This is a genomic window from Burkholderia sp. MSMB2157WGS (assembly GCF_001532755.1).
In the GTDB taxonomy this organism is placed as follows: Bacteria; Pseudomonadota; Gammaproteobacteria; order Burkholderiales; family Burkholderiaceae; genus Burkholderia.
The window spans coordinates 126286-146805 of sequence record NZ_LPJG01000002.1 but is presented as its reverse complement, the minus strand read 5'-3'; the positions used below and the strand labels follow the sequence as shown (position 1 = coordinate 146805).

Below are 20520 nucleotides of genomic sequence, written 5' to 3'. Positions count from 1 at the left end.
GCGCGCCGAAATGCCGGAGATAAGGGATTTCACACGGGCTCGTCCGGCCGGCCCGCGCGGCGGCGGGCCGTGCGTCACGCGCGCGACACCATGTCGCCGACGCGCTGCGCGAGCGCGAGCGCGGCGGTGAGCCCCGGCGACTCGATGCCGAACAGGTTCACGAGCCCGCGCACGCCGTGCTGCGCGGCGCCCTGCACGATGAAGTCGGCCGGCGGCTCGCCGGGCCCCGCGACCTTCGGCCGGATGCCCGCGTACGCGGGCTGCAGCGCACCGTCGGGCAGGCCCGGCCAGAATGCGCGGATCGACGCGTAGAACGCGCCCGCACGCGCCGGATCGACTTCATAGCGCAACGAATCGCACCACTCGACGTCCGGGCCGAAGCGCGCCTGCCCGCCGAGATCGAGCGTCAGGTGCACGCCGAGCCCCGCGCGATCGGGCATCGGATAGATCAGGTGCGAGAACGGCGCACGACGCGACAGGCTGAAATAATTGCCGCGCGCGAGATAGAGCGGCGGCACCCAGCGCGGGTCGAGGCCGCGCGTGCGGCGTGCGAGCGCCTGCGCGCCGAGGCCCGCGCTATTGATCACGCAGGCGGCGTCGATCTCGGTCGGCGCGGCGCCGCCGGTGCGCACGATGAAGCGCCCGCCGCGCAGCACGTCGATCGCTTCGACCGGCGATTGCAGCGCGCACACGGCGCCGTCGCGTTCCGCATCGCCGAGCAGCGCGAGCATCAGCTGGTGGCTGTCGACGATACCCGTCGACGGCGAGAACAGCGCCTCCACGCATTCGAGCGCGGGCTCGAGCGTCTGCGCCTCGGCACGCGTGAGCGGCAGCAGGTCGAGCACGCCGTTTTCGGCCGCGCGCGCGGCGATCGCCTTCAACTGCTTCACCTGCGCGGCGCTCGTCGCGACGAGCAGCTTGCCCGTGCGCCGGTGCGGCACGTGATGGGTGTCGCAGAATTCGTACAGCAGGTCGCGCCCGTGCACGCACGTCACCGCCTTCAGCGACCCGCGCGGATAGTAGAGCCCCGCGTGAATCACCTCGCTGTTGCGCGAACTCGTGCTCGTGCCGATCGCGTCGGCCGCCTCGAGCACGATCGTTTCACGCCCGTGCGCGGCGAGTTCGCGCGCGATCGCCAGACCGACGACACCCGCGCCGATCACGACACAATCCGTCTGCTCCATGGCTTTTCGCGCTGCTCGCGCATCGAAGGGAGAGGGAAGAATTGTACGTCCCGGTTCGCCCGCTTGCCGAACGCGCGCGCATCGTGTCGCGACGCTGCGGCCGACCGCGCACCCCGCGCCACGCGCGCACGCCGCAGCCGTGCGCGCGTGGCCGCGTCAGAAGCCGATCGGCCGGCGCTTCGCCGCGCCTTCGTCGGCGCGGATATCGGCCGGCGCGATCGCGTCGCGGCCGTCGAGCCGCGCGGCGCCGAACGCGTGCAGCAGCGCGCGGCGCATCGTGCGCGGCGGCGTCGCGGCCAGCACGTCGAGCGCGTCGTCGCCGAGCGTATCGGGAAAGCGCCGCCCCCACGCATGCGACGTCCGGATCTCGTCGTAGATCGTCTGCGCGATCCGTCGCGCGCCGGCCGCATCGGGCGGCGCGATCTCGTACACGTTCATCCGGTTGAGCAGCGGCTCGGGAATCGCGTGCGCGTCGTTCGCGGTCGCGATCCAGATCACGTTGCCCGCGTTGATCGGCACTTCCGCGAATTCGTCGACGAACGCGCGCGCGGTGTCGTGCTCGAGCAACGCATACAGCGCGCCGAGCGGATCGTATTGCGCATCGCTGCCGGCCTTGTCGATCTCGTCGACCGCGATCACCGGGTTCGCGTAGCTGCCGTTCACGAGCGCGTCGAACACCTTGCCGGGCTTCGCGTTCTTCCATTGCGACGATGCGCCCGACAGGATCCAGCCCGCCGTCAGCGAACTCATCGGCACGTAGTGGTACGCGGTGCCGAGCAGTTGCGCGAGCGCCTTCGCGAAATGCGTCTTGCCGATCCCGGGCGGCCCGAGCAGCAGGATCGGCATCAGTTCGAGCCGGTCGTCCGTTTCGAGACACAGCGCGATCTGCTTGCGTACGTCGTCGAGCGGCTCGCCGAAATTCGGCAACGCTTCGCCAAGCGCGTCGAACGACGGCATCCGGTTCGGCTTCACGCAGAAGCGCAGATTCCCCGTCTTGAGCATCTTCTCGTAGGTCGAGCGCAGTGCGTCGCTTGCGCTCTCGTTCAGGTCGCCCAGCGCCGTCTCGACCTGCTCGAGGTCGTACACCGTGCTGAAGGACGCCACCGCCAGTTCCTGTTTCACCATCGCCGTCGTCATACCTACCTCGCTGCACTTGCCGTCACATACTCATCAGACCCTTACGATTTCAGTGTAGCGATCCCGCATCGCCATGCAAGCAAGCAGCCGGGCGCGTCTGCTGCTAACAGCGCACGCACACTGCATGGCCGCGCGCCGCGGCGTATGATCGAACGTTCACGAGGCTCGCGCCGGGCTCGCCGATGGCGCCCGCGCGCCGCGCACACGCTGCCGCGCACCTCGCCTGACGCCTCGCCCGAAGGGTTGCCGATGTCCATCCCCGCTGCTTCTCCGCGCGTCGACGCCGACGCGATCCGTTCCGTCGACGCCGCGCTCAAGTCGCGTCGTTCGGTCCGTGCGTTCCTGCCGACGCCCGTGCCGCGCGAGACGATCGAGGCGATCCTCGAAGCCGCGAGCCGCGCGCCGTCGGGCACCAACATCCAGCCATGGCGCGTGTACGTCGCGACGGGTGCCACGCGCGACGCACTCGCCGCCGCGCTCACCGCGGCCTACGACGATCCGGCGCGCGACGAGAAATACGTCGCCGAATACGACTACTACCCGCGCGAATGGGTGTCGCCGTACATCGACCGGCGCCGCAAGGTCGGCTGGGATCTGTACGGCCTGTTGAACATCCGCCGCGACGAGAAGGCGCGCATGCACGCGCAGCACGCGCGCAATTTCCGTTTCTTCGATGCGCCGGTCGCGCTGTTCTTCACGCTGGACCGGGTCATGACACACGGCGCGTGGCTCGATTGCGGGATGTTCCTGCAAGGCGTGATGACGGCCGCGCGCGCCCGCGGCCTCGATACCTGCCCGCAGGCCGCGTTCGTGCCGTTTCACCGGATCGTCGCCGACCACCTCGGCATTCCGCCGAACGAACAGTTCGTCTGCGGGATGGCGCTCGGCCATGCCGACCCCGACGCGATCGAGAACCGTCTCGTCACCGAGCGCGCGAGCGTCGCCGAATTCACGCGCTTTTTCGCTTGAAAACGCATGACGCGGCCTTACCTGTCGAGCAGGACCGCATCGTGCTGCGAACCTGCCGCGGCGCGTCCCGTCACATCGCGACCGAAATCGATCGGGCGTAAGATGTGCGTCCGTTCCCCGCTATCCCGCGTTTCCGGAGACGTTTCATGCTGAAACACGGCCTGGCCGTCCTGCTTGCGAGCGTCGTGCTCGCCGCCCATGCGCAGAGCCCCGCGCCGGCCGTCGTCGCATGGGAAATCCAGGTGGTGCGCGACGGTCAGACGATCGACACGTTCCAGCAAAACACCACCGTGGGCCAGTCCCGCACCGATACCCATCGTTATCCGGCCGCCGTGCCGGTGGGCTGCGGCAATGCCGCGCGCGTCGTGCCGACCGAGCGCTCGCGCTCGGTGACGGTCGCCCCGCTCGCCGTCGACGCCGGCGCGAACACCGTGTCGCTCGGGCTCGACGTGCAGGAAACGCTCGACGACGAAAGCGCGCGCGGCGATCCGTGCTTGCCCGCGTCGCCGCGGCAAATCGTCGCGAGCCACCCCGGTCTGTCGGTCGGCGGCGAAGCCTGGACCGACTGGACGCTCGTCGAGCAGCATCCGCATCTCGTCTACCGTGTGCGCGCGCACGTCGCGAAGGACTGAGCGTCATGTCCGCCGACGCCCTCTCCCTGCCGTTCGCCGAACCGCACGCCGCGCCCGACGAAATCACCGCCGTCAGCTGGAACCTGCACAAGGGCCGCTCGCCGCTCGGCTTCACCGCGTGGAACGCGATGCGCGACTGGATGCAGTCGACGCACGCCGACGTGTATTTCCTGCAGGAAGCGATGGCGCGCCGCATGCCGCGCCCGATGCTCGCCCCGGGCTTCGGCGCGCCGATGGACGACGCGGTCGACGACGTGTGGCATTGCCAGGCCACCGAGATCGCGCAGGCGCTCGACTGGCAGATCGCGCTCGGGCCCAACGTGTTCAAGCCGTCGTGGCGGCACGGCAACGCGATCCTGTCGCCGCATCCGCTCGACCTCGGCGGCCGCTGGGACATCTCCGCGCACCGCTTCGAGCGGCGCGGGCTGCTGGTCGCGCGCGCGACGCTCGCGGGCGCACGCCCGGTCACGCTGCTGTGCGCGCATCTCGCGCTCACGCGCGCCGCGCGGCTGCGCCAGATGCACTGGATCGCGCACTGGATCGTGCGCAACGCGGGCGACGGCCCGCTGATGCTCGCCGGCGACTTCAACGACTGGCGCAACGATTCGGTCGCGCTGTTCGGCGAGATCGGGCTGTCCGAGGTCGCGACGCTGCTCGGCGAATCGGGCCGCACGTTCCCGGCGTTCTCGCCGGCGCTCGCGCTCGACAAGATGTTCGTGCGCGGCCTGACGCCGCTCGAATGGCGCGCACCGTCCGGCGAGGCTGCGTGGCTGTCGGACCATCTGCCGTACATCGCGCGCCTGCGCCTCGATCCGCAGTAAGCCGCCCGGTCGGGCGTGCCGCCGGCCGCCGCGCCGCCGGAACGCGTCGGCCTCGGCGCGAAACGGGCGGCCGACCGATGAAAGTTCGTTGAAAGGATATGTTGCGCCAAATCCGCGCGGCCGCGGGGGTCAAGCCCGCGATCCGCGTCAACAGGGTAAAATAACGAGTTCCTCAAACGTCTGTCATCGAGAAGGCGCGTGTCCGACGCGCCGGCCGGCCGATCCGCGATCGGGCCGACGCACTCGGTTTTTTGCCCGTTTTTGGGCCCGTTACACGCGTCCGCTACGCGCGTCCGTTTTCAAAGCCATGAGCAAATACGACACCGCCACCGTCCAATCCGTCCATCACTGGACCGACACGCTTTTCAGCTTCACCTGCACCCGCGAGCCGAGCCTGCGCTTCAACAACGGCGAATTCACGATGGTCGGCCTCGAAGTCGACGGCAAGCCGCTCGCGCGCGCCTACTCGATCGTCAGCCCGAACTACGAAGAGCATCTCGAATTCTTCAGCATCAAGGTGCAGAACGGCCCGCTGACGTCGCGCCTGCAACACCTGAAGGTGGGCGACAAGGTGCTGATCGGCAAGAAGCCGACGGGCACGCTGGTGGCCGACAACCTGCTGCCGGGCAAGACGCTGTGGATGCTGTCGACGGGCACGGGCCTCGCGCCGTTCATGTCGATCATCCGCGATCCGGACATCTACGACCGCTTCGACAAGGTGATCCTGACCCACACGTGCCGCCTGAAGGGCGAGCTCGCGTACATGGACTACATCAAGCACGACCTGCCGGGCCACGAGTACCTGGGCGACATCATCAAGGAAAAGCTCGTCTACTACCCGACGGTCACGCGCGAAGCGTTCGACAACGAAGGCCGGATCACCGACCTGATCGCGACGGGCAAGCTGTTCACGGATCTCGGCGTGCCGGCGTTCTCGCCGGAAAACGACCGCGTGATGCTGTGCGGCAGCACCGCGATGCTGAAAGACACGACCGACCTGCTGAAGCAGGCCGGCCTCGTCGAAGGCAAGAACAGCGCGCCGGGCCATTACGTGATCGAGCGCGCGTTCGTGGACTGATCGATCCCCCAATTTGCGCGTCATCAAGAACCGGAGCGAAAGCTCCGGTTTTTTTTCGTCCCTACTTGGCGAATTCGTAACAAACTGGGACCATTCCATCTCAAATAGTTACATTTTGATACGTCATCGCAGGGTGCTCGGGCGTCAGTGTTTTTCCTACAACACCTTCATTCCGATTATTCACATTTACCCTTAAATGACCGCCTGACATGATCTTTCCGGAAATTTTGAGATATTATTCGGCGCGCGTGGTTGCCGTGCGGATGAGCGTGGAAGGGTCGGATGCAAGTGTTACAAGACGTAACTTTTGTTACTTCGGCATGGAGCGATTCCGTGGCGGCGACCGTCATCGAAACGGCAGCCAGCCCACGCAGCCAGCCGGTGTCTGAACCGCTTTCTGACAGCAGGGAGAGTCATGGATACGTCGCTTAACGCGCCCTTGGGCGCCCACGCCCCGTTCCCGTCGCGGCAGCGCATGCCCGGCTGCGCTGCCACTCCGCCCATGGCCGACGAAGCGTCGGGACGCAACGCGTCCGCCGCGCGGATCGCGGCACTTTCCGCCCAGCTTCTCGCCGCCGACGAAGCGGCCCGCCGCCATTTGGCCGGCGAGCTGCACGACGGGCTCGGCGCCGAATTGACCGCCGCCCGCTTCGCACTCGCAAACGTTCAAACATGGCTGCCGGCCGACGCGCCGGAAGCCTGCCTGCGCGCGCTGGCGCTGGCGCAGCAGGCGCTCGACGCCGCGACCGACGCGAATCGCCGGCTCATCGACGAGCGTGGCGCGCCGGCGCTCGACGCCGGCATGGTCGGTGCGCTGTCGTCGTGGATCGACACCCATGCGGCGCGCACCGGCCTGCGCACGAGCTTCGTGTGCGCGGCCGACGCCCGCCTGACGCAGCTCGCCGGCGCCGGCGCGCTCGCGGTGTTCCGCGTCGCGCAGGAGGCGCTGTCGAACGTCGCGAAACACGCGCGCGCGACGTCGGTCGACGTCCGGATCGTCACCGACGGCACGCATCTGTCGCTGAGTGTCGCCGACGATGGGACCGGTTTCGCCCGGCATCGCCGCAACGGCTACGGCCTGGCCGGCATGCGCGCCCGCTGCGAGTCGTTCGGCGGCAGCTTCGAGACGGCCACGCCGGCGACCGGGCGCGGCACGCGCGTCACCGCGCGCTTCGCGTGGGCTTCGCTGCTCGGGGTGCCCGGCGCGGCACGCCGCACGTCGCTTTCGTGAGGTCGCGATGAGCCTGAACATCCTGCTCGTGGACGATCACGCGATCGTCCGGCAAGGGATCCGCCAGTTGCTGATCGATCGCGGCGTCGCGCGCGACGTGACCGAGGCCGAGAGCGGCGGCGACGCGATGGCCGCCGTCGACAAGCAGGAATTCGACGTGATCCTGCTCGACATCTCGCTGCCCGACACGAACGGCATCGAGGTGCTCAAGCGCCTCAAGCGCAAGCTGACGCGCACGCCGGTGCTGATGTTCTCGATGTACCGCGAGGACCAGTACGCGGTGCGCGCGCTGAAGGCCGGCGCGGCCGGCTACCTGTCGAAGACGGTCAACGCCGCGCAGATGATCGGCGCGATCCAGCAGGTCGCGGCCGGCCGCAAATACGTGAGCCCCGCGATGGCCGAGGCGCTCGCCGAATACGTGTCGTTCGAGAACGAGCCGCTGCCGCACGAGAAGCTGTCCGATCGCGAATACCAGACGCTCTGCATGCTCGCGTCGGGCAAGCGGCTCACCGATATCGCGAACACGCTGTCGCTGTCGGTGAAGACGGTGAGCGTGTACCGGTCGCGGCTGCTCGAGAAGATGCGGCTGTCGAACAACGCGGAACTCACGTTCTACGTGATGAGCAACCGGCTCGTCGACATGGCGCCCACGGCCGGCGCCTGATCCGATCCCCGGCCCCCCTCGAATTCGTCCGATCCCGCGACGCGGCGCAGGCCGCGCCGCGCACAAACGCTTGTTTTATCGGACGATTTCGCGGCGCCCCGCTGCGCCGCAGCGGGGCTTGTACGCCAAATCGGCTAAAATTATCGGTTTTCACTCAGTTGGCGCGCCGTGCCTGCGCGTGCTGGCGATTCATCCGCAATGTCTCTCTTCCGCAAGAAAAACGTCGATCGCATGATCGCCGGCGCGCAAGCCGCCGGGCTCAAGAAAGCGCTCGGCGCGATCGACCTCACCTTCCTCGGCATCGGCGCGATCATCGGCACCGGCATCTTCGTGCTGACCGGCACCGGCGCCGTCCAGGCCGGGCCGGCGCTGATGCTGTCGTTCGTGATCGCCGCGATCGCGTGCGGCCTCGCCGCGCTGTCGTACGCGGAGTTCGCGTCGACGATCCCCGTCGCCGGCTCGATTTACACGTATTCGTACGCGACGCTCGGTGAGCTCGTCGCGTGGATCATCGGCTGGGACCTGATGCTCGAGTACGGCCTCGCGTCGTCGGCCGTGTCGGTCGGCTGGTCCGGCTACCTGCAGTCGCTGCTGCAGGGCTTCGGCCTCACGTTGCCGACCGTGCTCACCGCCGCGCCCGGCGCGGTGCCGGGCGTCGTCACGTGGTTCAACCTGCCCGCGTTCCTCGTGATGATCGTGATCACGACGCTGCTGTCGATCGGCATCCGCGAATCGACCCGCATCAACAACATCATGGTGTTCATCAAGGTGTCGGTCGTGCTGCTCGTGATCGCGGTCGGCCTGTTCCACGTGACGCCCGCGAACTGGAAGCCGTTCATGCCGCACGGCTGGAGCGGCGTGTTCGGCGCGGCCGCCGTGATGTTCTTCGCGTTCATCGGCTTCGACGCGGTGTCGTCGGCGGCCGAGGAAGTGAAGAACCCGAAGCGCGACCTGCCGATCGGCATCATCGCGTCGCTCGCGGTGTGCGCGGTGCTGTACGTGACGGTCGCCGCGGTCGCGACCGGCATCGTGCCGTCCGCGCAGTACGCGAGCATCTCGCACCCGATCTCGTACGCGCTGCAGATCGCCGGCGAGAAGTGGGTCGCGGGCTTCATCGATCTCGGCGCCGTGCTCGGCATGCTGACCGTGATCCTCGTGATGAGCTACGGCCAGACCCGCATCATCTTCGCGATGTCGCGCGACGGCCTGCTGCCGGCGGCGCTGTCGCGTGTGCATCCGCGCTTCGCGACGCCGTTCCTGACGACCTGGCTGGTCGGCCTGTTCTTCGGGCTGATCGCCGCGCTGGTGCCGCTCAATGTGCTCGCCGAGCTGATCAACATCGGCACGCTCGCGGCGTTCTCGATGGTGTCGATCGCCGTGCTCGTGCTGCGCCGCACGCACCCCGAACTGCCGCGCGCGTTCCGCTGCCCGGGCGTGCCCGTGGTGCCGATCCTCGCGGTCGCGTCGTGCCTGTTCCTGATGCTGAACCTGCAGCCCGTCACGTGGGCCGCGTTCGGCATCTGGCTCGTGATCGGCCTCGCGATCTACGCGCTGTACTCGCGACGCCATTCGAAGCTCGCGCACGGCCACCCCGACGCGCACTGAGCATCCGCGATGGCGCGCCTTCCGCGGTGCGCCATCGCGAGCACCCCACGCGGGACGGCACCGGCTCCGCACGCCCCGCTCTCCCGAACCCTCGGCCACCGCGCGATCGCTGTCCGATCGTCGCGATCTCTTGCCCGATTCTCCGGATTTGCCTGCGCGGCCGGCGCGCCGCCTGCACGCGCGCGCCGGGCGGTTCATAATCCCGCCATCGAACGACGGCGCCGCACGACGGGCCGTCCGGCAACAGGAAAAACGATGGAAAGCGTCGATCTCGATGTACTGAAATCCAGCGCGCGCTGGCTCGAAGAAGGGCGGCGCGTGCTGCTCGTGACGGTCGTGAAGACGTGGGGCTCGTCGCCGCGCCCCGAAGGCGCGATGCTCGCGGTGCGCGAGGACGGCCTGGTGGTCGGCTCCGTGTCCGGCGGGTGCATCGAGGACGACCTGATCGCCCGCGTGCATGCGAGCGGGATCGCGGCCGATGCGCGCCCGGAAGCGCTCAAGTACGGCGTGACGGCCGAGGAAGCGCACCGCTTCGGGCTGCCTTGCGGCGGCACGATCCAGCTCGTGCTCGAACCGCTCACGCGCGACAGCGGGATCGCCGCGCTGTGCGCGGAAGTCGAGGCCGGCCGCCTCGTCACGCGCACGATGACGCTCGCGACCGGCCGCGCGTCGCTGTCGCCCGCGCAGGCGACCGACGGGCTCGCCTTCGACGGCGAACGGCTCGTGACGATCCACGGGCCGCGCTACCGGATGCTCGTGATCGGCGCCGGCCAGTTGTCGCGCTATCTGTGCCAGATCGCGGTCGGGCTCGACTACCAGGTGACGGTCTGCGATCCGCGCGAGGAATACACGGATGCGTGGGACGTGCCGGGCACGCGCGTCGTGCGCACGATGCCCGACGATACGGTGCTCGACATGAAGCTCGACGCGCGTTCGGCCGTGATCGCGCTCACGCACGACCCGAAGCTCGACGATCTCGCGCTGATGGAAGCGCTGAAGACGCCCGCGTTCTACGTGGGCGCGCTCGGCTCGCGGCGCAACAACGCGGCGCGGCGCGAGCGGCTGCGCGAATTCGATCTGAGCGAAGCGGAGCTGGCCCGGCTGCACGGGCCGGCCGGCATCTACATCGGCAGCCGGACGCCGCCGGAAATCGCGATCTCGATCCTCGCGGAGATCACCGCCGCGAAGAACAACGTGTCGCTGCCGACGATCCTGCAGGTCGAAGGCGCGAAGGCCGCACGCGAAATCGCGGCGAACGGCGGCGCGGCCTGCGGCCTCTGACCCACGGCGGCGGGCGGCCGCGCTCGCGCGGGGCGCCGGCGCCGGCCGGCGCGAACGTCGGTCAGGCCAGGCCGGCCGCCAGCGCGGCGGCAACCGAACCGACCACCAGCACGACGCCGACCGTGCGGCGCTTGTTCAGCTCGGTCCACAGCAGCACGCCCGTCAGCGACAGCAGGATCAGCGAGCCTGCGATCGTGTCCATCAGCAGCACCCAGCCGAGCTTCATCCCGACGCCGCGATGCAGGTTGTTCAGTGTCGTCAGGAACGTGTTGCCCGTGCGTTTCACGGACACGTAGCCGTTGCCGACCCAGTACTCGCCCTGCAGGTTCTGGTGCGGCCCGAACACGCCGAATTGCCAGTGTTCGGGCTGCATCACGCGCTTGTCGCCCCACGCGACCGCCTGCGCGGGCTCCTTGCGCATGCGGCCCGGCTTGCCGTCGAAATGCAGCTCCTGTTGCAGCCACTTCGTCATCGCGGCAGGCGTCTTCGGCACCGGATCCGGCAGCGCGATCTGCATTTCCTCGACCTGCGGCTCGCCGGTCGAAATCTTCAGCGGCGGCGCGCGGTGATTCAGCAGCACGCCCGTCACGCCGAACAGCAGCCCGAGCACCGCGCCCCACAGCCCGACCCAGCCGTGCACCTTGCGCAGCCACTTGATGAAGGTCGCGCGGCGCGAGCGCTGGCGGCGCGCGGCCAGTTCGTCGTCGGTCAGCGGGCGGCCCGCCGGGTGCAGCACGGTGACGCCGGCGAGCGGCAGGCCCGTCTCGGGCGGGTCGATCGTTTCGGGCGCGTTCACGCGAAAGTTTCCATTCGTTCAAAACGACGGGCGGCGCGCAGGGTGTGCGCGCCGCCCGGGCAGCATGAAAATGAGAATGGATATCATTACATAAATCGGAAGCCGGCTCAATCCGTGCGCATACGGAGCGGGAGGCACGGCGCACGCGCAAATTCGGACGAAAGGCACACGTTGCAATCCGAAGGCGAACGATGGGTGGAAAATACCGGCAGAACGATCCCGCAAGCCACGGACAGCCTTTCGTAAGAACCCGCCCGTCGGCAGACCGCTCAGCGCAGCGGCGGCAGCGGAAAACGCGGCGCGGCGGCGTCCGGCGCGGGGTCGGCGCGATCGAGCGCGTACAGCCACGCGAGCAGGTCCGCGACCGCCTGATAAAGCTGCGGCGGAATCCGGTCGTCGAGATCGACCTGCATCAGCAGCGACACCATCTCCGGCGCCGTATGCACGTACAACCCCGCATCGTGCGCGCGCGCGACGATCATCTCGGCGAGCACGCCGTAGCCCTTCGCCACCACGCGCGGCGCCGCATCGCCGCCTTTCGGATCGTAGACGAGCGCGGCCGCGCGCTTGCGGGACGTCATGCTCATGGCAGCGCCTCGTCGTCGTCGCCCGGCACCCGCGCGTCGGGGCCGCCGGCCGCGCCGCGCGCGTACGCGGCGGCGGCGGCCTGCGCGGCGAACAGGTCGAAGCCGTCCGGCCCGTCGTCGACCGCGCGGATCGACAGCCCGCCCACCCTGAGCCCCGATCCTTCGAGCCGCTGCCGCAGCGCGGCTTCGTGGCGCGCGAGACGGTCGGCGCCCGTCTGGTTCGCGCGCAGCCGCGCGACGAGCTGCGCGCCGTTCAGCACCAGTTCGGCATCGACCGTGCCGAGCGACGGCAGCGTCAGCGTCAGGCGCGTGCGCCACGCGATGCCGTCGCCCGTGTCGTCGCCGCCGCGCGGGGCGCGATGGCCCGGCTCGTCGGGCTCGATCGTCCAGTCGAGCCGCGCGCCCGGCCACGCCTCGCCGGTCCAACGGAACTGGTCGGTCGCGAGCGCGTCGAGCTGTTGCCGCACGAGCGGCACGGCGGCCGGATGCACGGTCGCGAGCGGCTGCGCCTGCGGCTCGGACGATGCGGCGGCCAGCTCGGCCCGCGCGGGCGTCCAGCGCGTATCGGTGTGCGCGGCCAGCGGATCGGCGGGGTCGAGCGGCGACGAAGCGCTCTGCCGGGCGGCCGCCGGCGCGGCCTGCGCCGGGTCGCGTGCAGGCGCGCCGCCGCCCTGGGGCGGCGGGGGCGCGCTGGCCCGTGCGGTGGCCGGCAGCGGCGGGCGCTGCGCGAGCAGTTCGTCGAGCACGTCGGTCGGCTCGTGCGGAACGGCTTGCGGGTCGGCCGGCGCGAGCGCGGTCGCGAGGCGCGCCTGCGGCTCGCGCAACAGCGCCGCGAGCGGCCGCTGGCCGGCCAGCCACTGCGCGAGATGGGATTCGTAGAAGAGGCCGCTTTCGCTCACGGCCTGCGCGAGCGCCGCGCGCAACGCCGCGACCGGCGGCGGCGCGGCCGCCTCGCGCGCCGCCGCGGTGGACGACGCTTCGGCGGAAGCGGGCGTAGAGGACGCCGCGGGACTGGACGCAGCCGGCACGCGCGCCGGCGCGGGCGTATCGGCGAGCAGCACGGCGGGATCGGCCAGCAGCGGCAGCCGACCGACGATCGCCGGCGTCGCATCGCCGCCCGAGCGCGAAATCGCGTCGAGCACGCGCCCGACCTCGGACAGCGCGGTCTGCGTGGAAGCCGGCGGCGCGGCGCTCGGGCCGCCGGCCGGCGGCGAGGACGATGCGCCGGCGCCGGGCGTGCCGACCTGCGAGGTCGCGCCGCCGCCAGCGGGCGCCGATACGGTGCCGGTCAGCAAGCTGTCGAGGCGGCTCGCCAGCAGCGCGGCCGCAACGGAGTCGATACCGGTCATGATCGGAGCCTGCTCACCTTGGGGTCCGTTTGCATCGGCGAACGGACCGACACATCGTTGCGAATCCGGCGCGGCACGCCGGCGCCGCCCGCGGGAACGGCGCGCGCCGCGTGCGGCGCCGGGCCCGGGCGCCTCGCGCCCGTCTCCCGGACGACGGCCCTACCCGCGCGCGCGGTAGAGATCGGTCAATACCTGGGTCGAGCGCCGCGCCTCGAACAGCGCGGACAGCCGCGCGACGTCCGGGCTCACGAGATCGCGGATCGCGGCGTCGTCGGCCAGGATGCGGCGGATCAGGTCGAGCTTGCGGCCGAGATCCGATTCGTCGAGCGCGACGCCCGGATCGGCCTCCTTCAATCCGTCCACGAGCTGCATGAATTCGGCCTGCAACCCCGGCAACGCGTTCCAGTCGGCGCCGCGCGCGGCGCACAGCATCCGGCTCGACACGGCGGCGAGCGCCTCGTAACGCGCGAAGTATTCGGCCTTGTGATTCATCGTGATGCTTCCGCTGCCTGTTGCGCGGCCATCCGCGCGACTTCCGGGGCGATGCCCGTCCATGCTTCCTCGAGCGTCGCGAGCAAGCCGTCGACCTCGACCAGCATCGCGTCGCTCGCCTGCGCGTTCGCTTCCAGCAGGCGCCGGCCGATATACGCATACAGCGCATGGAGCCGGTCGGCGATCTCGCCGCCCGCATCGCGGTTCAGCGACGCCTGCAGGCCGCTCTCGACGATCCGGATCGCCTTGCCGATCGCTTCGCCGCGCCCGGCTACGTTGTCTTGCTGCAAATGCATGCGCGCCAGCGCGATCGCCTGCCGCGCCCCCTGGTACAGCATCGCGATCAGCCGATGCGGGGAGGCGCCCATCACCCCGGTCTCGACGCCGACACGCGCGTACGCACTGGCTCCAGCGTGTCCTGGGGAAAACATGCGCTTCTCCTTTATTTGCCTTGGCTATGCGGGAGCCGCCGCCGTGCGTCGCACGGCGCGGCCTTCACCGGAGTTATCGGAAGGGATTTGAAAAGCTTTAGGTGCGCCGGGGCTGCCGGCGGGCCAGCGTCGCCGGCCCGTTGGCCCCGTTCCGCAAGCGCCGGATCGTCGTCGGAAGGCCGCGCCCGGATGCCCGTCGTCGGATAGCCGCCCCCGGATGCCCGTCGCCTCACACCGACATCTGCATGATGTCGTTGTAAGCGCTCACTAGCTTGTTGCGGACCTGGAGCCCGAACTGGAAGCCGATATTGGCTTTCTGCATGTCGACCATCACGTCGTTCAGCGAGATGTTCGGCGCGCCGACCTCGAACGCCTTCGCCTCGCCGAGCGCGCGCTGCTGGTCGCCGCTGATCTTGTCGAGCGACGCCTTCATCGCGCTCGCGAACGTGCCGGCCGTCGCCGCGCCCGAGCCGGCCAGCGCCGCCGTCGGGCTCGCGACGCCGCCGGACGCCTGCGCGGCCATCGACTGCATCTGTTGCAACACCGAACCGATTCCGCTGACGTTCGCAGTCATGCTGTCCCCAGACCTAGAGAAGTGACCCGGACGCGCCGGGCGTTTCCGCCGGCGCCGCACCACGCGCACCATGCCGGATCGCGAAAAAGGATAGCAGCGCGGCGCGCGTCAAAGCCGAGAAAGTACGGGGGAAACCCCGCTCTTTTCGGTCGATCGGAGTGCGCCGCGGGTCACGATAATCGCATCGTGTCATTGTCCGCCCGCTCGCCCGAGCGAGCTCAGTCGCCCCGCTCCGGAGAAACTCGACGCATGGATTCGCAGGCCAACTCGCTGATCAACCCAGACGCCCGCGCGGGCCTCAGCCCGGCGTCCGGCGCCGCCGCGGCCGCCGCGTTGCCGGGCGCGGGCGGCGCAGGCGCGGACTTCGGGCTGGGCGGCTTCGCCGAACGCATTCCCGGCATCTCGCGGATGAAGGGCAACCCGAAGCTGCCGTTCGTGATCGCCGTCGCGTTCGCGATCGCCGCGATCACCGCGCTCGTGCTGTGGAGCCGGGCGCCCGACTACCGCGTGCTGTACAGCAACCTGTCGGACCGCGACGGCGGCGCGATCATTGCCGCGCTCCAGCAGGCAAACGTGCCGTACAAGTTCGCCGATGCCGGCGGCGCGATCCTCGTGCCGTCGAACCAGGTGCACGAAACGCGGCTGAAGCTCGCCGCGATGGGGCTGCCGAAGGGCGGCTCGGTCGGCTTCGAGCTGATGGACAACCAGAAATTCGGCATCAGCCAGTTCGCCGAGCAGATCAACTACCAGCGCGCGCTCGAAGGCGAGCTGCAGCGCACCATCGAATCGATCAACGCCGTGCGCGGCGCGCGCGTGCATCTCGCGATCCCGAAGCCGTCGGTGTTCGTGCGCGACAAGGAAGCGCCGAGCGCGTCGGTGTTCGTCGACCTCTACCCGGGCCGCGTGCTCGACGAGGGCCAGGTGCAGGCGATCACGCGGATGGTGTCGTCCGGCGTGCCCGACATGCCGGCGAAGAACGTGACGATCGTCGACCAGGACGGCAACCTGCTGACCCAGACCGCGTCCGCTTCCGGCCTCGACGCGAGCCAGCTCAAGTACGTGCAGCAGGTCGAGCACAACACGCAGAAGCGCATCGACGCGATCCTCGCGCCGATCTTCGGCGCCGGCAACGCGCGTTCGCAGGTCAGCGCGGATCTCGATTTCTCGAAGATCGAGCAGACGTCGGAAAGCTACGGCCCGAACGGCACGCCGCAGCAGGCCGCGATCCGCAGCCAGCAGACCAGCAGTGCGACCGAACTCGCGCAAGGCGGCGCGTCGGGCGTGCCGGGCGCGCTGTCGAACACGCCGCCGCAGCCGGCTTCCGCGCCGATCGTCGCCGGCAACGGCCAGAACGCGCCGCAGACGACGCCGGTCAGCGACCGCAAGGACCAGACGACCAACTACGAGCTCGACAAGACGATCCGCCATACCGAACAGCCGATGGGCAGCGTGAAGCGGCTGTCGGTCGCGGTCGTCGTCAACTACCAGCCGGTCGCCGACGCGAAGGGCCACGTGACGATGCAGCCGCTGCCGCCCGCGAAGCTCGCGCAGGTCGAACAGCTCGTGAAGGACGCGATGGGCTACGACGCGAAGCGCGGCGACTCGGTCAACGTCGTGAACAGCGCGTTCTCGACCGCGAGCGACCCGTATGCCGACCTGCCGTGGTGGCGCCAGCCCGACATGATCGCGATGGCGAAGGAAGCCGCGAAATGGCTCGGCATCGCGGCGGCCGCGGCGGCGCTCTACTTCATGTTCGTGCGCCCGGCGATGCGCCGCGCGTTCCCGCCGCCCGAGCCGGCCGCGCCGGCGCTCGCGGCGCCGGACGAAGCGGTCGCGCTCGACGGCCTGCCCGCGCCGGAAAAGGCGGCGGAGGAAGCCGATCCGCTGCTGCTCGGCTTCGAAAACGAGAAGAACCGCTACGAACGCAACCTCGACTACGCGCGCACGATCGCCCGCCAGGATCCGAAGATCGTCGCCACCGTCGTGAAGAACTGGGTGTCCGATGAACGCTGAAGGCTTGACCAAGAGCGCGCTGCTGCTGATGTCGATCGGCGAGGAAGAAGCCGCGCAGGTATTCAAGTTCCTCGCGCCGCGCGAGGTCCAGAAGATCGGCGCCGCGATGGCCGCGCTGAAGAACGTCACGCGCGAGCAGGTCGAGGACGTGCTGCAGGAGTTCGTGAAGGAAGCCGAGCAGCACACCGCGCTGTCGCTCGATTCGAGCGAGTACATCCGCTCGGTGCTGACGAAGGCGCTCGGCGAGGACAAGGCCGGCGTGCTGATCGACCGTATCCTGCAGGGCAGCGACACGAGCGGCATCGAGGGCCTCAAATGGATGGATTCGGGCGCGGTGGCCGAACTGATCAAGAACGAGCATCCGCAGATCATCGCGACGATCCTCGTGCACCTCGACCGCGACCAGGCCTCGGAAATCGCGTCGTGCTTCACCGAACGGCTGCGTAACGACGTGCTGCTGCGGATCGCGACGCTCGACGGCATCCAGCCGGCCGCGCTGCGCGAGCTCGACGACGTGCTCACGGGCCTGCTGTCCGGCAGCGACAACCTGAAGCGCAGCCCGATGGGCGGCATCCGCACCGCGGCCGAGATCCTGAACTTCATGACGAGCGTGCACGAGGAAGGCGTGCTCGAAAGCGTGCGCCAGTACGACGCCGATCTCGCGCAGAAGATCATCGACCAGATGTTCGTGTTCGAGAACCTGCTCGACCTCGAGGACCGCGCGATCCAGATGGTGTTGAAGGAAGTCGAGTCGGAAACGCTGATCGTCGCGCTCAAGGGTGCGCCGCCGGCGCTGCGCCAGAAGTTCCTGGCGAACATGTCGCAACGCGCGGCCGAACTGCTCGCCGAGGATCTCGACGCGCGCGGCCCGGTGCGCGTGTCCGAAGTCGAGACGCAGCAGCGCCGCATCCTGCAGATCGTGCGCAACCTCGCCGAGAGCGGCCAGATCGCGATCGGCGGCAAGGCGGAAGACGCGTATGTCTGATTCGGCGAGCGAGCGCGTGGGCACCCTCACCGCGTACCAGCGGTGGGAGATGGCGTCGTTCGACCCGCCGCCGCCCCCGCCGCCGCCCGACGACGCGGCCGCCGCCGCCGCCGCGCTCGCGGAGGAACTGCAGCGCGTGCGCGACGCCGCGCACGCCGAAGGCCATGCGGCCGGCCACGTCGAAGGCCAGGCGCTCGGCTACCAGGCCGGTTTCGAGCAGGGCCGCGAACAGGGTTTCGAGGCCGGCCGGGCCGACGCCCGCGAACAGGCCGCGCAGCTCGCGGCGCTCGCCGCTTCGTTCCGCGAAGCCGTATCGGCGGTCGAACACGATCTCGCGTCCGACCTCGCGCAACTCGCGCTCGACATCGCGCAGCAGGTCGTGCGCCAGCACGTGAAACACGACCCGGCCGCGCTGGTCGCCGCCGTGCGCGACGTGCTCGCGGCCGAGCCCGCGCTGTCCGGCGCGCCGCATCTCGCGGTGAATCCGGCCGACCTGCCGGTCGTCGAAGCGTACCTGCAGGACGAACTCGACACGCTCGGCTGGAACGTGCGCACCGACGCGTCGATCGAGCGCGGCGGCTGCCGCGCGCACGCCGCGACCGGCGAGGTCGACGCGACGCTGCCCACCCGCTGGCAGCGCGTCGCCGCCGCGATCGGCAAGGTGAGCGCGTGGTGACGCGCGTGCCCGACGCGCTCGCGCACGACGGCATGACGCCGCTCGAACGCGAGCTCGCGCTCGCGTCGTTCGGGCCGGCGGCCGCGCACGATCCCGCCCACGACACCGCGCCGCATCCAGCGGCCGCAGCCGTCGCCCCGTGCGCGCCGCACAATCCGCATCTCGCACACTGGCGCACGCACCTGAACGGGCTCGCCGCGCGCAGCCGCCACGCGCTGCCGCTGCGGCCGTGCGGACGCCTCACGCGCGCGGCCGGCCTCGTGCTCGAGGCGATCGGGCTGCGCCTGTCGGTCGGCGCCGAATGCACGATCGAACTGCCGCCCGGCAGCACGCTGCCGCACGCGGAAGCCGAAGTCGTCGGGTTCGCCGGCGACCGCCTGTTCCTGATGCCGACCACCGACGTCGCCGGCGTCCTGCCCGGCGCACGCGTGTGGCCGCGCGAAAGCACGCCCGTCGCCGATCCGCTCGCGGGCGCGAAGCGGCTGCCGGTCGGCTGGGAGATGCTCGGGCGCGTCGTCGACGCGTCGGGCCGCCCGCTCGACGGCCTCGGCCCGCTCGCGTCGAAGGTCGACGCGCCGCTGTCAGCGCCGTCGATCAACCCGCTCGATCGCGAGCCGATCCATCACGTGCTCGACGTCGGCGTGCGCGCGATCAACGCGCTGCTCACCGTCGGCCGCGGCCAGCGGATGGGCCTGTTCGCGGGCTCCGGCGTCGGCAAGTCGGTGCTGCTCGGCACGATGGCGCGCTACACGAGCGCGGAAGTGATCGTGATCGGCCTGATCGGCGAGCGCGGCCGCGAAGTGAAGGAATTCATCGAACAGATCCTCGGCGAGGACGGGCTCGCGCGCTCGGTCGTCGTCGCGGCGCCGGCCGACGTGTCGCCGCTCTTGCGGATGCAGGGCGCCGCGTACGCGACGTCGCTCGCCGAGTATTTCCGCGACCAGGGCAAGCACGTGCTGCTGCTGATGGATTCGCTCACGCGCTACGCGATGGCGCAGCGCGAGATCGCGCTGGCGATCGGCGAGCCGCCCGCGACGAAAGGCTATCCGCCGTCGGTGTTCGCGAAGCTGCCCGCGCTCGTCGAGCGCACCGGCAACGGGCCCGAAGGCGGCGGCTCGATCACCGCGTTCTACACGGTGCTGACCGAAGGCGACGACCAGCAGGACCCGATCGCCGATTCGGCGCGCGCGATCCTCGACGGCCACATCGTGCTGTCGCGCGCGCTCGCCGAGGCCGGCCACTATCCCGCGATCGACATCGAGGCGTCGATCAGCCGCGCGATGACCGCGCTGATCGACGAAACGCATCTCGACCACGTGCGGCAGTTCAAGCAGATGCTGTCGCGCTACCAGCGCAATCGCGACCTGATCGCGGTCGGCGCCTACGCACCCGGCCGCGACGCCCAGCTCGACCGCGCGATCGCGCTCTACCCGCGCATCGAAGCATTCCTGCAGCAGGGCTTTCGCGAATGCGCGCCGTTCGCATCGAGCCTCGCCGCGCTCGATGCGCTGTTCGACGCTTACGGAGGCTGATCCCGATGGCTCACGGCTTTCCCCTTCAGTTGCTGCTCGACCGCGCGCAGGAAGACCTCGATTCGGCCGCGAAGCAGCTCGGCACCGCGCAGCGCGACCGCACCGCGGCGGCCGAACAGCTCGACGCGCTGCTGCGCTATCGCGACGAATATCACGCGCGCTTCGCGCAATCGGCGCAGAGCGGGATGCCGGCCGGCAACTGGCGCAATTTCCAGGCGTTCATCGACACGCTCGATGCGGCGATCGCGCAGCAGCGCACCGTGCTCGCCGCGGCCGAAGTCCGCATCGACGAGGCGCGCCCGAACTGGCAGCAGAAGAAACGTACCGTCGGCTCGTATGAAATCCTGCAGGCGCGCGGCGTCGCGCAGGAAGCGCGGCGCGACGCCCGGCGCGAACAGCGCGACGCCGACGAACATGCCGCGAAGATCCTGCGCATGCGGGCCGACGCGGCCCGTTCGTCGTAACCGACCACCGCATTCGAAC

General features: G+C 69.8%; 21 protein-coding genes. 13 read left to right on the top strand and 8 right to left on the bottom strand.

The features are described 5' to 3' along the window. Positions 1–74: 74 nt before the first annotated feature. Both WT53_RS01140 and WT53_RS01135 read right to left on the bottom strand, forming a co-directional pair. Positions 75–1184 carry an NAD(P)/FAD-dependent oxidoreductase gene (locus WT53_RS01140; RefSeq protein ID WP_034208631.1) on the bottom strand — a complete coding sequence of 370 codons (1110 nt, stop codon included), beginning with the start codon at positions 1182–1184 and terminating at the stop codon, positions 75–77. A 156-nt stretch (positions 1185–1340) separates the two neighbouring features. Beyond that, a complete protein-coding gene (locus WT53_RS01135; protein ID WP_034208632.1) occupies positions 1341–2321 on the bottom strand; it encodes an AAA family ATPase in 981 nt (326 codons plus the stop codon). A 249-nt stretch (positions 2322–2570) separates the two neighbouring features. Here WT53_RS01135 and WT53_RS01130 point away from each other — a divergent pair, with 249 nt between their 5' ends. The 8 genes from WT53_RS01130 to WT53_RS01095 all read left to right on the top strand — a co-directional run bounded on the left by WT53_RS01130 (position 2571) and on the right by WT53_RS01095 (position 10602). Then, entirely contained in the window at positions 2571–3290 is a 720-nt protein-coding gene (locus WT53_RS01130; RefSeq protein ID WP_034208633.1) for a nitroreductase, read from the top strand. Between the two features lie 146 nt (positions 3291–3436). Continuing rightward, complete coding sequence (locus WT53_RS01125) at positions 3437–3922, top strand: hypothetical protein (protein ID WP_034208634.1); 486 nt, start codon at positions 3437–3439, stop codon at positions 3920–3922. A 5-nt stretch (positions 3923–3927) separates the two neighbouring features. Continuing rightward, positions 3928–4743: an endonuclease/exonuclease/phosphatase family protein gene (locus WT53_RS01120; RefSeq protein ID WP_034208635.1), complete on the top strand. Its 816-nt coding sequence runs from the start codon at positions 3928–3930 to the stop codon at positions 4741–4743. A gap of 307 nt (positions 4744–5050) precedes the next feature. Next, entirely contained in the window at positions 5051–5821 is a 771-nt protein-coding gene (locus WT53_RS01115) for a ferredoxin--NADP reductase (RefSeq protein WP_034208636.1), read from the top strand. 415 nt (positions 5822–6236) lie between these two features. Then, positions 6237–7052, top strand: a complete 816-nt coding sequence (gene rqpS, locus WT53_RS01110; protein WP_034208637.1) for a quorum system sensor histidine kinase RqpS — start codon at positions 6237–6239, stop codon at positions 7050–7052. A gap of 7 nt (positions 7053–7059) precedes the next feature. After that, positions 7060–7716 (top strand): response regulator transcription factor RqpR, encoded by a 657-nt coding sequence (gene rqpR, locus WT53_RS01105; RefSeq protein ID WP_034208638.1) that lies wholly within the window; start codon positions 7060–7062, stop codon positions 7714–7716. A 198-nt stretch (positions 7717–7914) separates the two neighbouring features. After that, positions 7915–9321 carry an amino acid permease gene (locus tag WT53_RS01100; RefSeq protein WP_034208639.1) on the top strand — a complete coding sequence of 469 codons (1407 nt, stop codon included), beginning with the start codon at positions 7915–7917 and terminating at the stop codon, positions 9319–9321. A 255-nt stretch (positions 9322–9576) separates the two neighbouring features. Then, positions 9577–10602 carry an XdhC family protein gene (locus tag WT53_RS01095; protein ID WP_034208640.1) on the top strand — a complete coding sequence of 342 codons (1026 nt, stop codon included), beginning with the start codon at positions 9577–9579 and terminating at the stop codon, positions 10600–10602. Between the two features lie 61 nt (positions 10603–10663). Here the strand turns inward: WT53_RS01095 and WT53_RS01090 are convergent, their stop codons facing one another. The 6 genes from WT53_RS01090 to fliE form a co-directional block, all read right to left on the bottom strand. Further along, positions 10664–11398: a PepSY-associated TM helix domain-containing protein gene (locus WT53_RS01090; RefSeq protein ID WP_034208641.1), complete on the bottom strand. Its 735-nt coding sequence runs from the start codon at positions 11396–11398 to the stop codon at positions 10664–10666. Between the two features lie 269 nt (positions 11399–11667). Next, positions 11668–11985, bottom strand: a complete 318-nt coding sequence (locus tag WT53_RS01085) for an EscU/YscU/HrcU family type III secretion system export apparatus switch protein (protein WP_034208642.1) — start codon at positions 11983–11985, stop codon at positions 11668–11670. Then, positions 11982–13334 carry a flagellar hook-length control protein FliK gene (locus WT53_RS01080; protein ID WP_034208643.1) on the bottom strand — a complete coding sequence of 451 codons (1353 nt, stop codon included), beginning with the start codon at positions 13332–13334 and terminating at the stop codon, positions 11982–11984. The genes WT53_RS01085 and WT53_RS01080 overlap by 4 nt, the downstream gene beginning before the upstream one ends. A gap of 159 nt (positions 13335–13493) precedes the next feature. Beyond that, a complete protein-coding gene (locus WT53_RS01075; RefSeq protein WP_034208644.1) occupies positions 13494–13826 on the bottom strand; it encodes a flagellar protein FliT in 333 nt (110 codons plus the stop codon). After that, entirely contained in the window at positions 13823–14257 is a 435-nt protein-coding gene (gene fliS / locus WT53_RS01070) for a flagellar export chaperone FliS (RefSeq protein WP_034208645.1), read from the bottom strand. Before fliS ends, WT53_RS01075 begins: the two co-directional genes overlap by 4 nt. Before the next feature lie 229 nt (positions 14258–14486). Continuing rightward, a complete protein-coding gene (fliE, locus tag WT53_RS01065; protein WP_034208646.1) occupies positions 14487–14831 on the bottom strand; it encodes a flagellar hook-basal body complex protein FliE in 345 nt (114 codons plus the stop codon). Positions 14832–15080: 249 nt separating this feature from the next. Between fliE and fliF the strand changes: the two genes are divergently transcribed. From fliF to fliJ, 5 genes are read left to right on the top strand one after another with little or no spacing between them, the layout of a single operon-like run. Next, a complete protein-coding gene (fliF, locus tag WT53_RS01060; protein ID WP_034208647.1) occupies positions 15081–16844 on the top strand; it encodes a flagellar basal-body MS-ring/collar protein FliF in 1764 nt (587 codons plus the stop codon). Further along, the gene (gene fliG / locus WT53_RS01055) at positions 16834–17829 is read left to right on the top strand and encodes a flagellar motor switch protein FliG (RefSeq protein WP_034208648.1); all 996 of its coding nucleotides are present in this window, start codon (positions 16834–16836) and stop codon (positions 17827–17829) included. Before fliF ends, fliG begins: the two co-directional genes overlap by 11 nt. After that, positions 17822–18505, top strand: a complete 684-nt coding sequence (gene fliH, locus WT53_RS01050; RefSeq protein WP_034208649.1) for a flagellar assembly protein FliH — start codon at positions 17822–17824, stop codon at positions 18503–18505. Before fliG ends, fliH begins: the two co-directional genes overlap by 8 nt. Before the next feature lie 32 nt (positions 18506–18537). Then, positions 18538–20037, top strand: coding sequence for a flagellar protein export ATPase FliI (gene fliI / locus WT53_RS01045; protein ID WP_373558440.1), 1500 nt, complete (start codon positions 18538–18540; stop codon positions 20035–20037). Positions 20038–20042: 5 nt separating this feature from the next. Continuing rightward, positions 20043–20501, top strand: a complete 459-nt coding sequence (gene fliJ / locus WT53_RS01040; protein WP_034208651.1) for a flagellar export protein FliJ — start codon at positions 20043–20045, stop codon at positions 20499–20501. The last annotated feature ends 19 nt before the right edge of the window (positions 20502–20520 follow it).

What these genes read in the sequence shown, in the direction of transcription:
- WT53_RS01085 (WP_034208642.1), bottom strand. Translation starts at nt 11,985, where the DNA reads ATGAGCATGACGTCCCGCAAGCGCGCGGCCGCGCTCGTCTACGATCCG.
- fliH (WP_034208649.1), top strand. Translation starts at nt 17,822, where the DNA reads ATGTCTGATTCGGCGAGCGAGCGCGTGGGCACCCTCACCGCGTACCAG.
- WT53_RS01100 (WP_034208639.1), top strand. Translation starts at nt 7,915, where the DNA reads ATGTCTCTCTTCCGCAAGAAAAACGTCGATCGCATGATCGCCGGCGCG.
- fliJ (WP_034208651.1), top strand. Translation starts at nt 20,043, where the DNA reads ATGGCTCACGGCTTTCCCCTTCAGTTGCTGCTCGACCGCGCGCAGGAA.
- fliI (WP_373558440.1), top strand. Translation starts at nt 18,538, where the DNA reads ATGACGCCGCTCGAACGCGAGCTCGCGCTCGCGTCGTTCGGGCCGGCG.
- WT53_RS01120 (WP_034208635.1), top strand. Translation starts at nt 3,928, where the DNA reads ATGTCCGCCGACGCCCTCTCCCTGCCGTTCGCCGAACCGCACGCCGCG.
- rqpR (WP_034208638.1), top strand. Translation starts at nt 7,060, where the DNA reads ATGAGCCTGAACATCCTGCTCGTGGACGATCACGCGATCGTCCGGCAA.
- rqpS (WP_034208637.1), top strand. Translation starts at nt 6,237, where the DNA reads ATGGATACGTCGCTTAACGCGCCCTTGGGCGCCCACGCCCCGTTCCCG.
- fliG (WP_034208648.1), top strand. Translation starts at nt 16,834, where the DNA reads ATGAACGCTGAAGGCTTGACCAAGAGCGCGCTGCTGCTGATGTCGATC.
- WT53_RS01130 (WP_034208633.1), top strand. Translation starts at nt 2,571, where the DNA reads ATGTCCATCCCCGCTGCTTCTCCGCGCGTCGACGCCGACGCGATCCGT.
- fliF (WP_034208647.1), top strand. Translation starts at nt 15,081, where the DNA reads ATGGATTCGCAGGCCAACTCGCTGATCAACCCAGACGCCCGCGCGGGC.
- WT53_RS01080 (WP_034208643.1), bottom strand. Translation starts at nt 13,334, where the DNA reads ATGACCGGTATCGACTCCGTTGCGGCCGCGCTGCTGGCGAGCCGCCTC.
- WT53_RS01095 (WP_034208640.1), top strand. Translation starts at nt 9,577, where the DNA reads ATGGAAAGCGTCGATCTCGATGTACTGAAATCCAGCGCGCGCTGGCTC.
- fliS (WP_034208645.1), bottom strand. Translation starts at nt 14,257, where the DNA reads ATGTTTTCCCCAGGACACGCTGGAGCCAGTGCGTACGCGCGTGTCGGC.
- WT53_RS01125 (WP_034208634.1), top strand. Translation starts at nt 3,437, where the DNA reads ATGCTGAAACACGGCCTGGCCGTCCTGCTTGCGAGCGTCGTGCTCGCC.
- WT53_RS01135 (WP_034208632.1), bottom strand. Translation starts at nt 2,321, where the DNA reads ATGACGACGGCGATGGTGAAACAGGAACTGGCGGTGGCGTCCTTCAGC.
- fliE (WP_034208646.1), bottom strand. Translation starts at nt 14,831, where the DNA reads ATGACTGCGAACGTCAGCGGAATCGGTTCGGTGTTGCAACAGATGCAG.
- WT53_RS01075 (WP_034208644.1), bottom strand. Translation starts at nt 13,826, where the DNA reads ATGAATCACAAGGCCGAATACTTCGCGCGTTACGAGGCGCTCGCCGCC.
- WT53_RS01140 (WP_034208631.1), bottom strand. Translation starts at nt 1,184, where the DNA reads ATGGAGCAGACGGATTGTGTCGTGATCGGCGCGGGTGTCGTCGGTCTG.
- WT53_RS01115 (WP_034208636.1), top strand. Translation starts at nt 5,051, where the DNA reads ATGAGCAAATACGACACCGCCACCGTCCAATCCGTCCATCACTGGACC.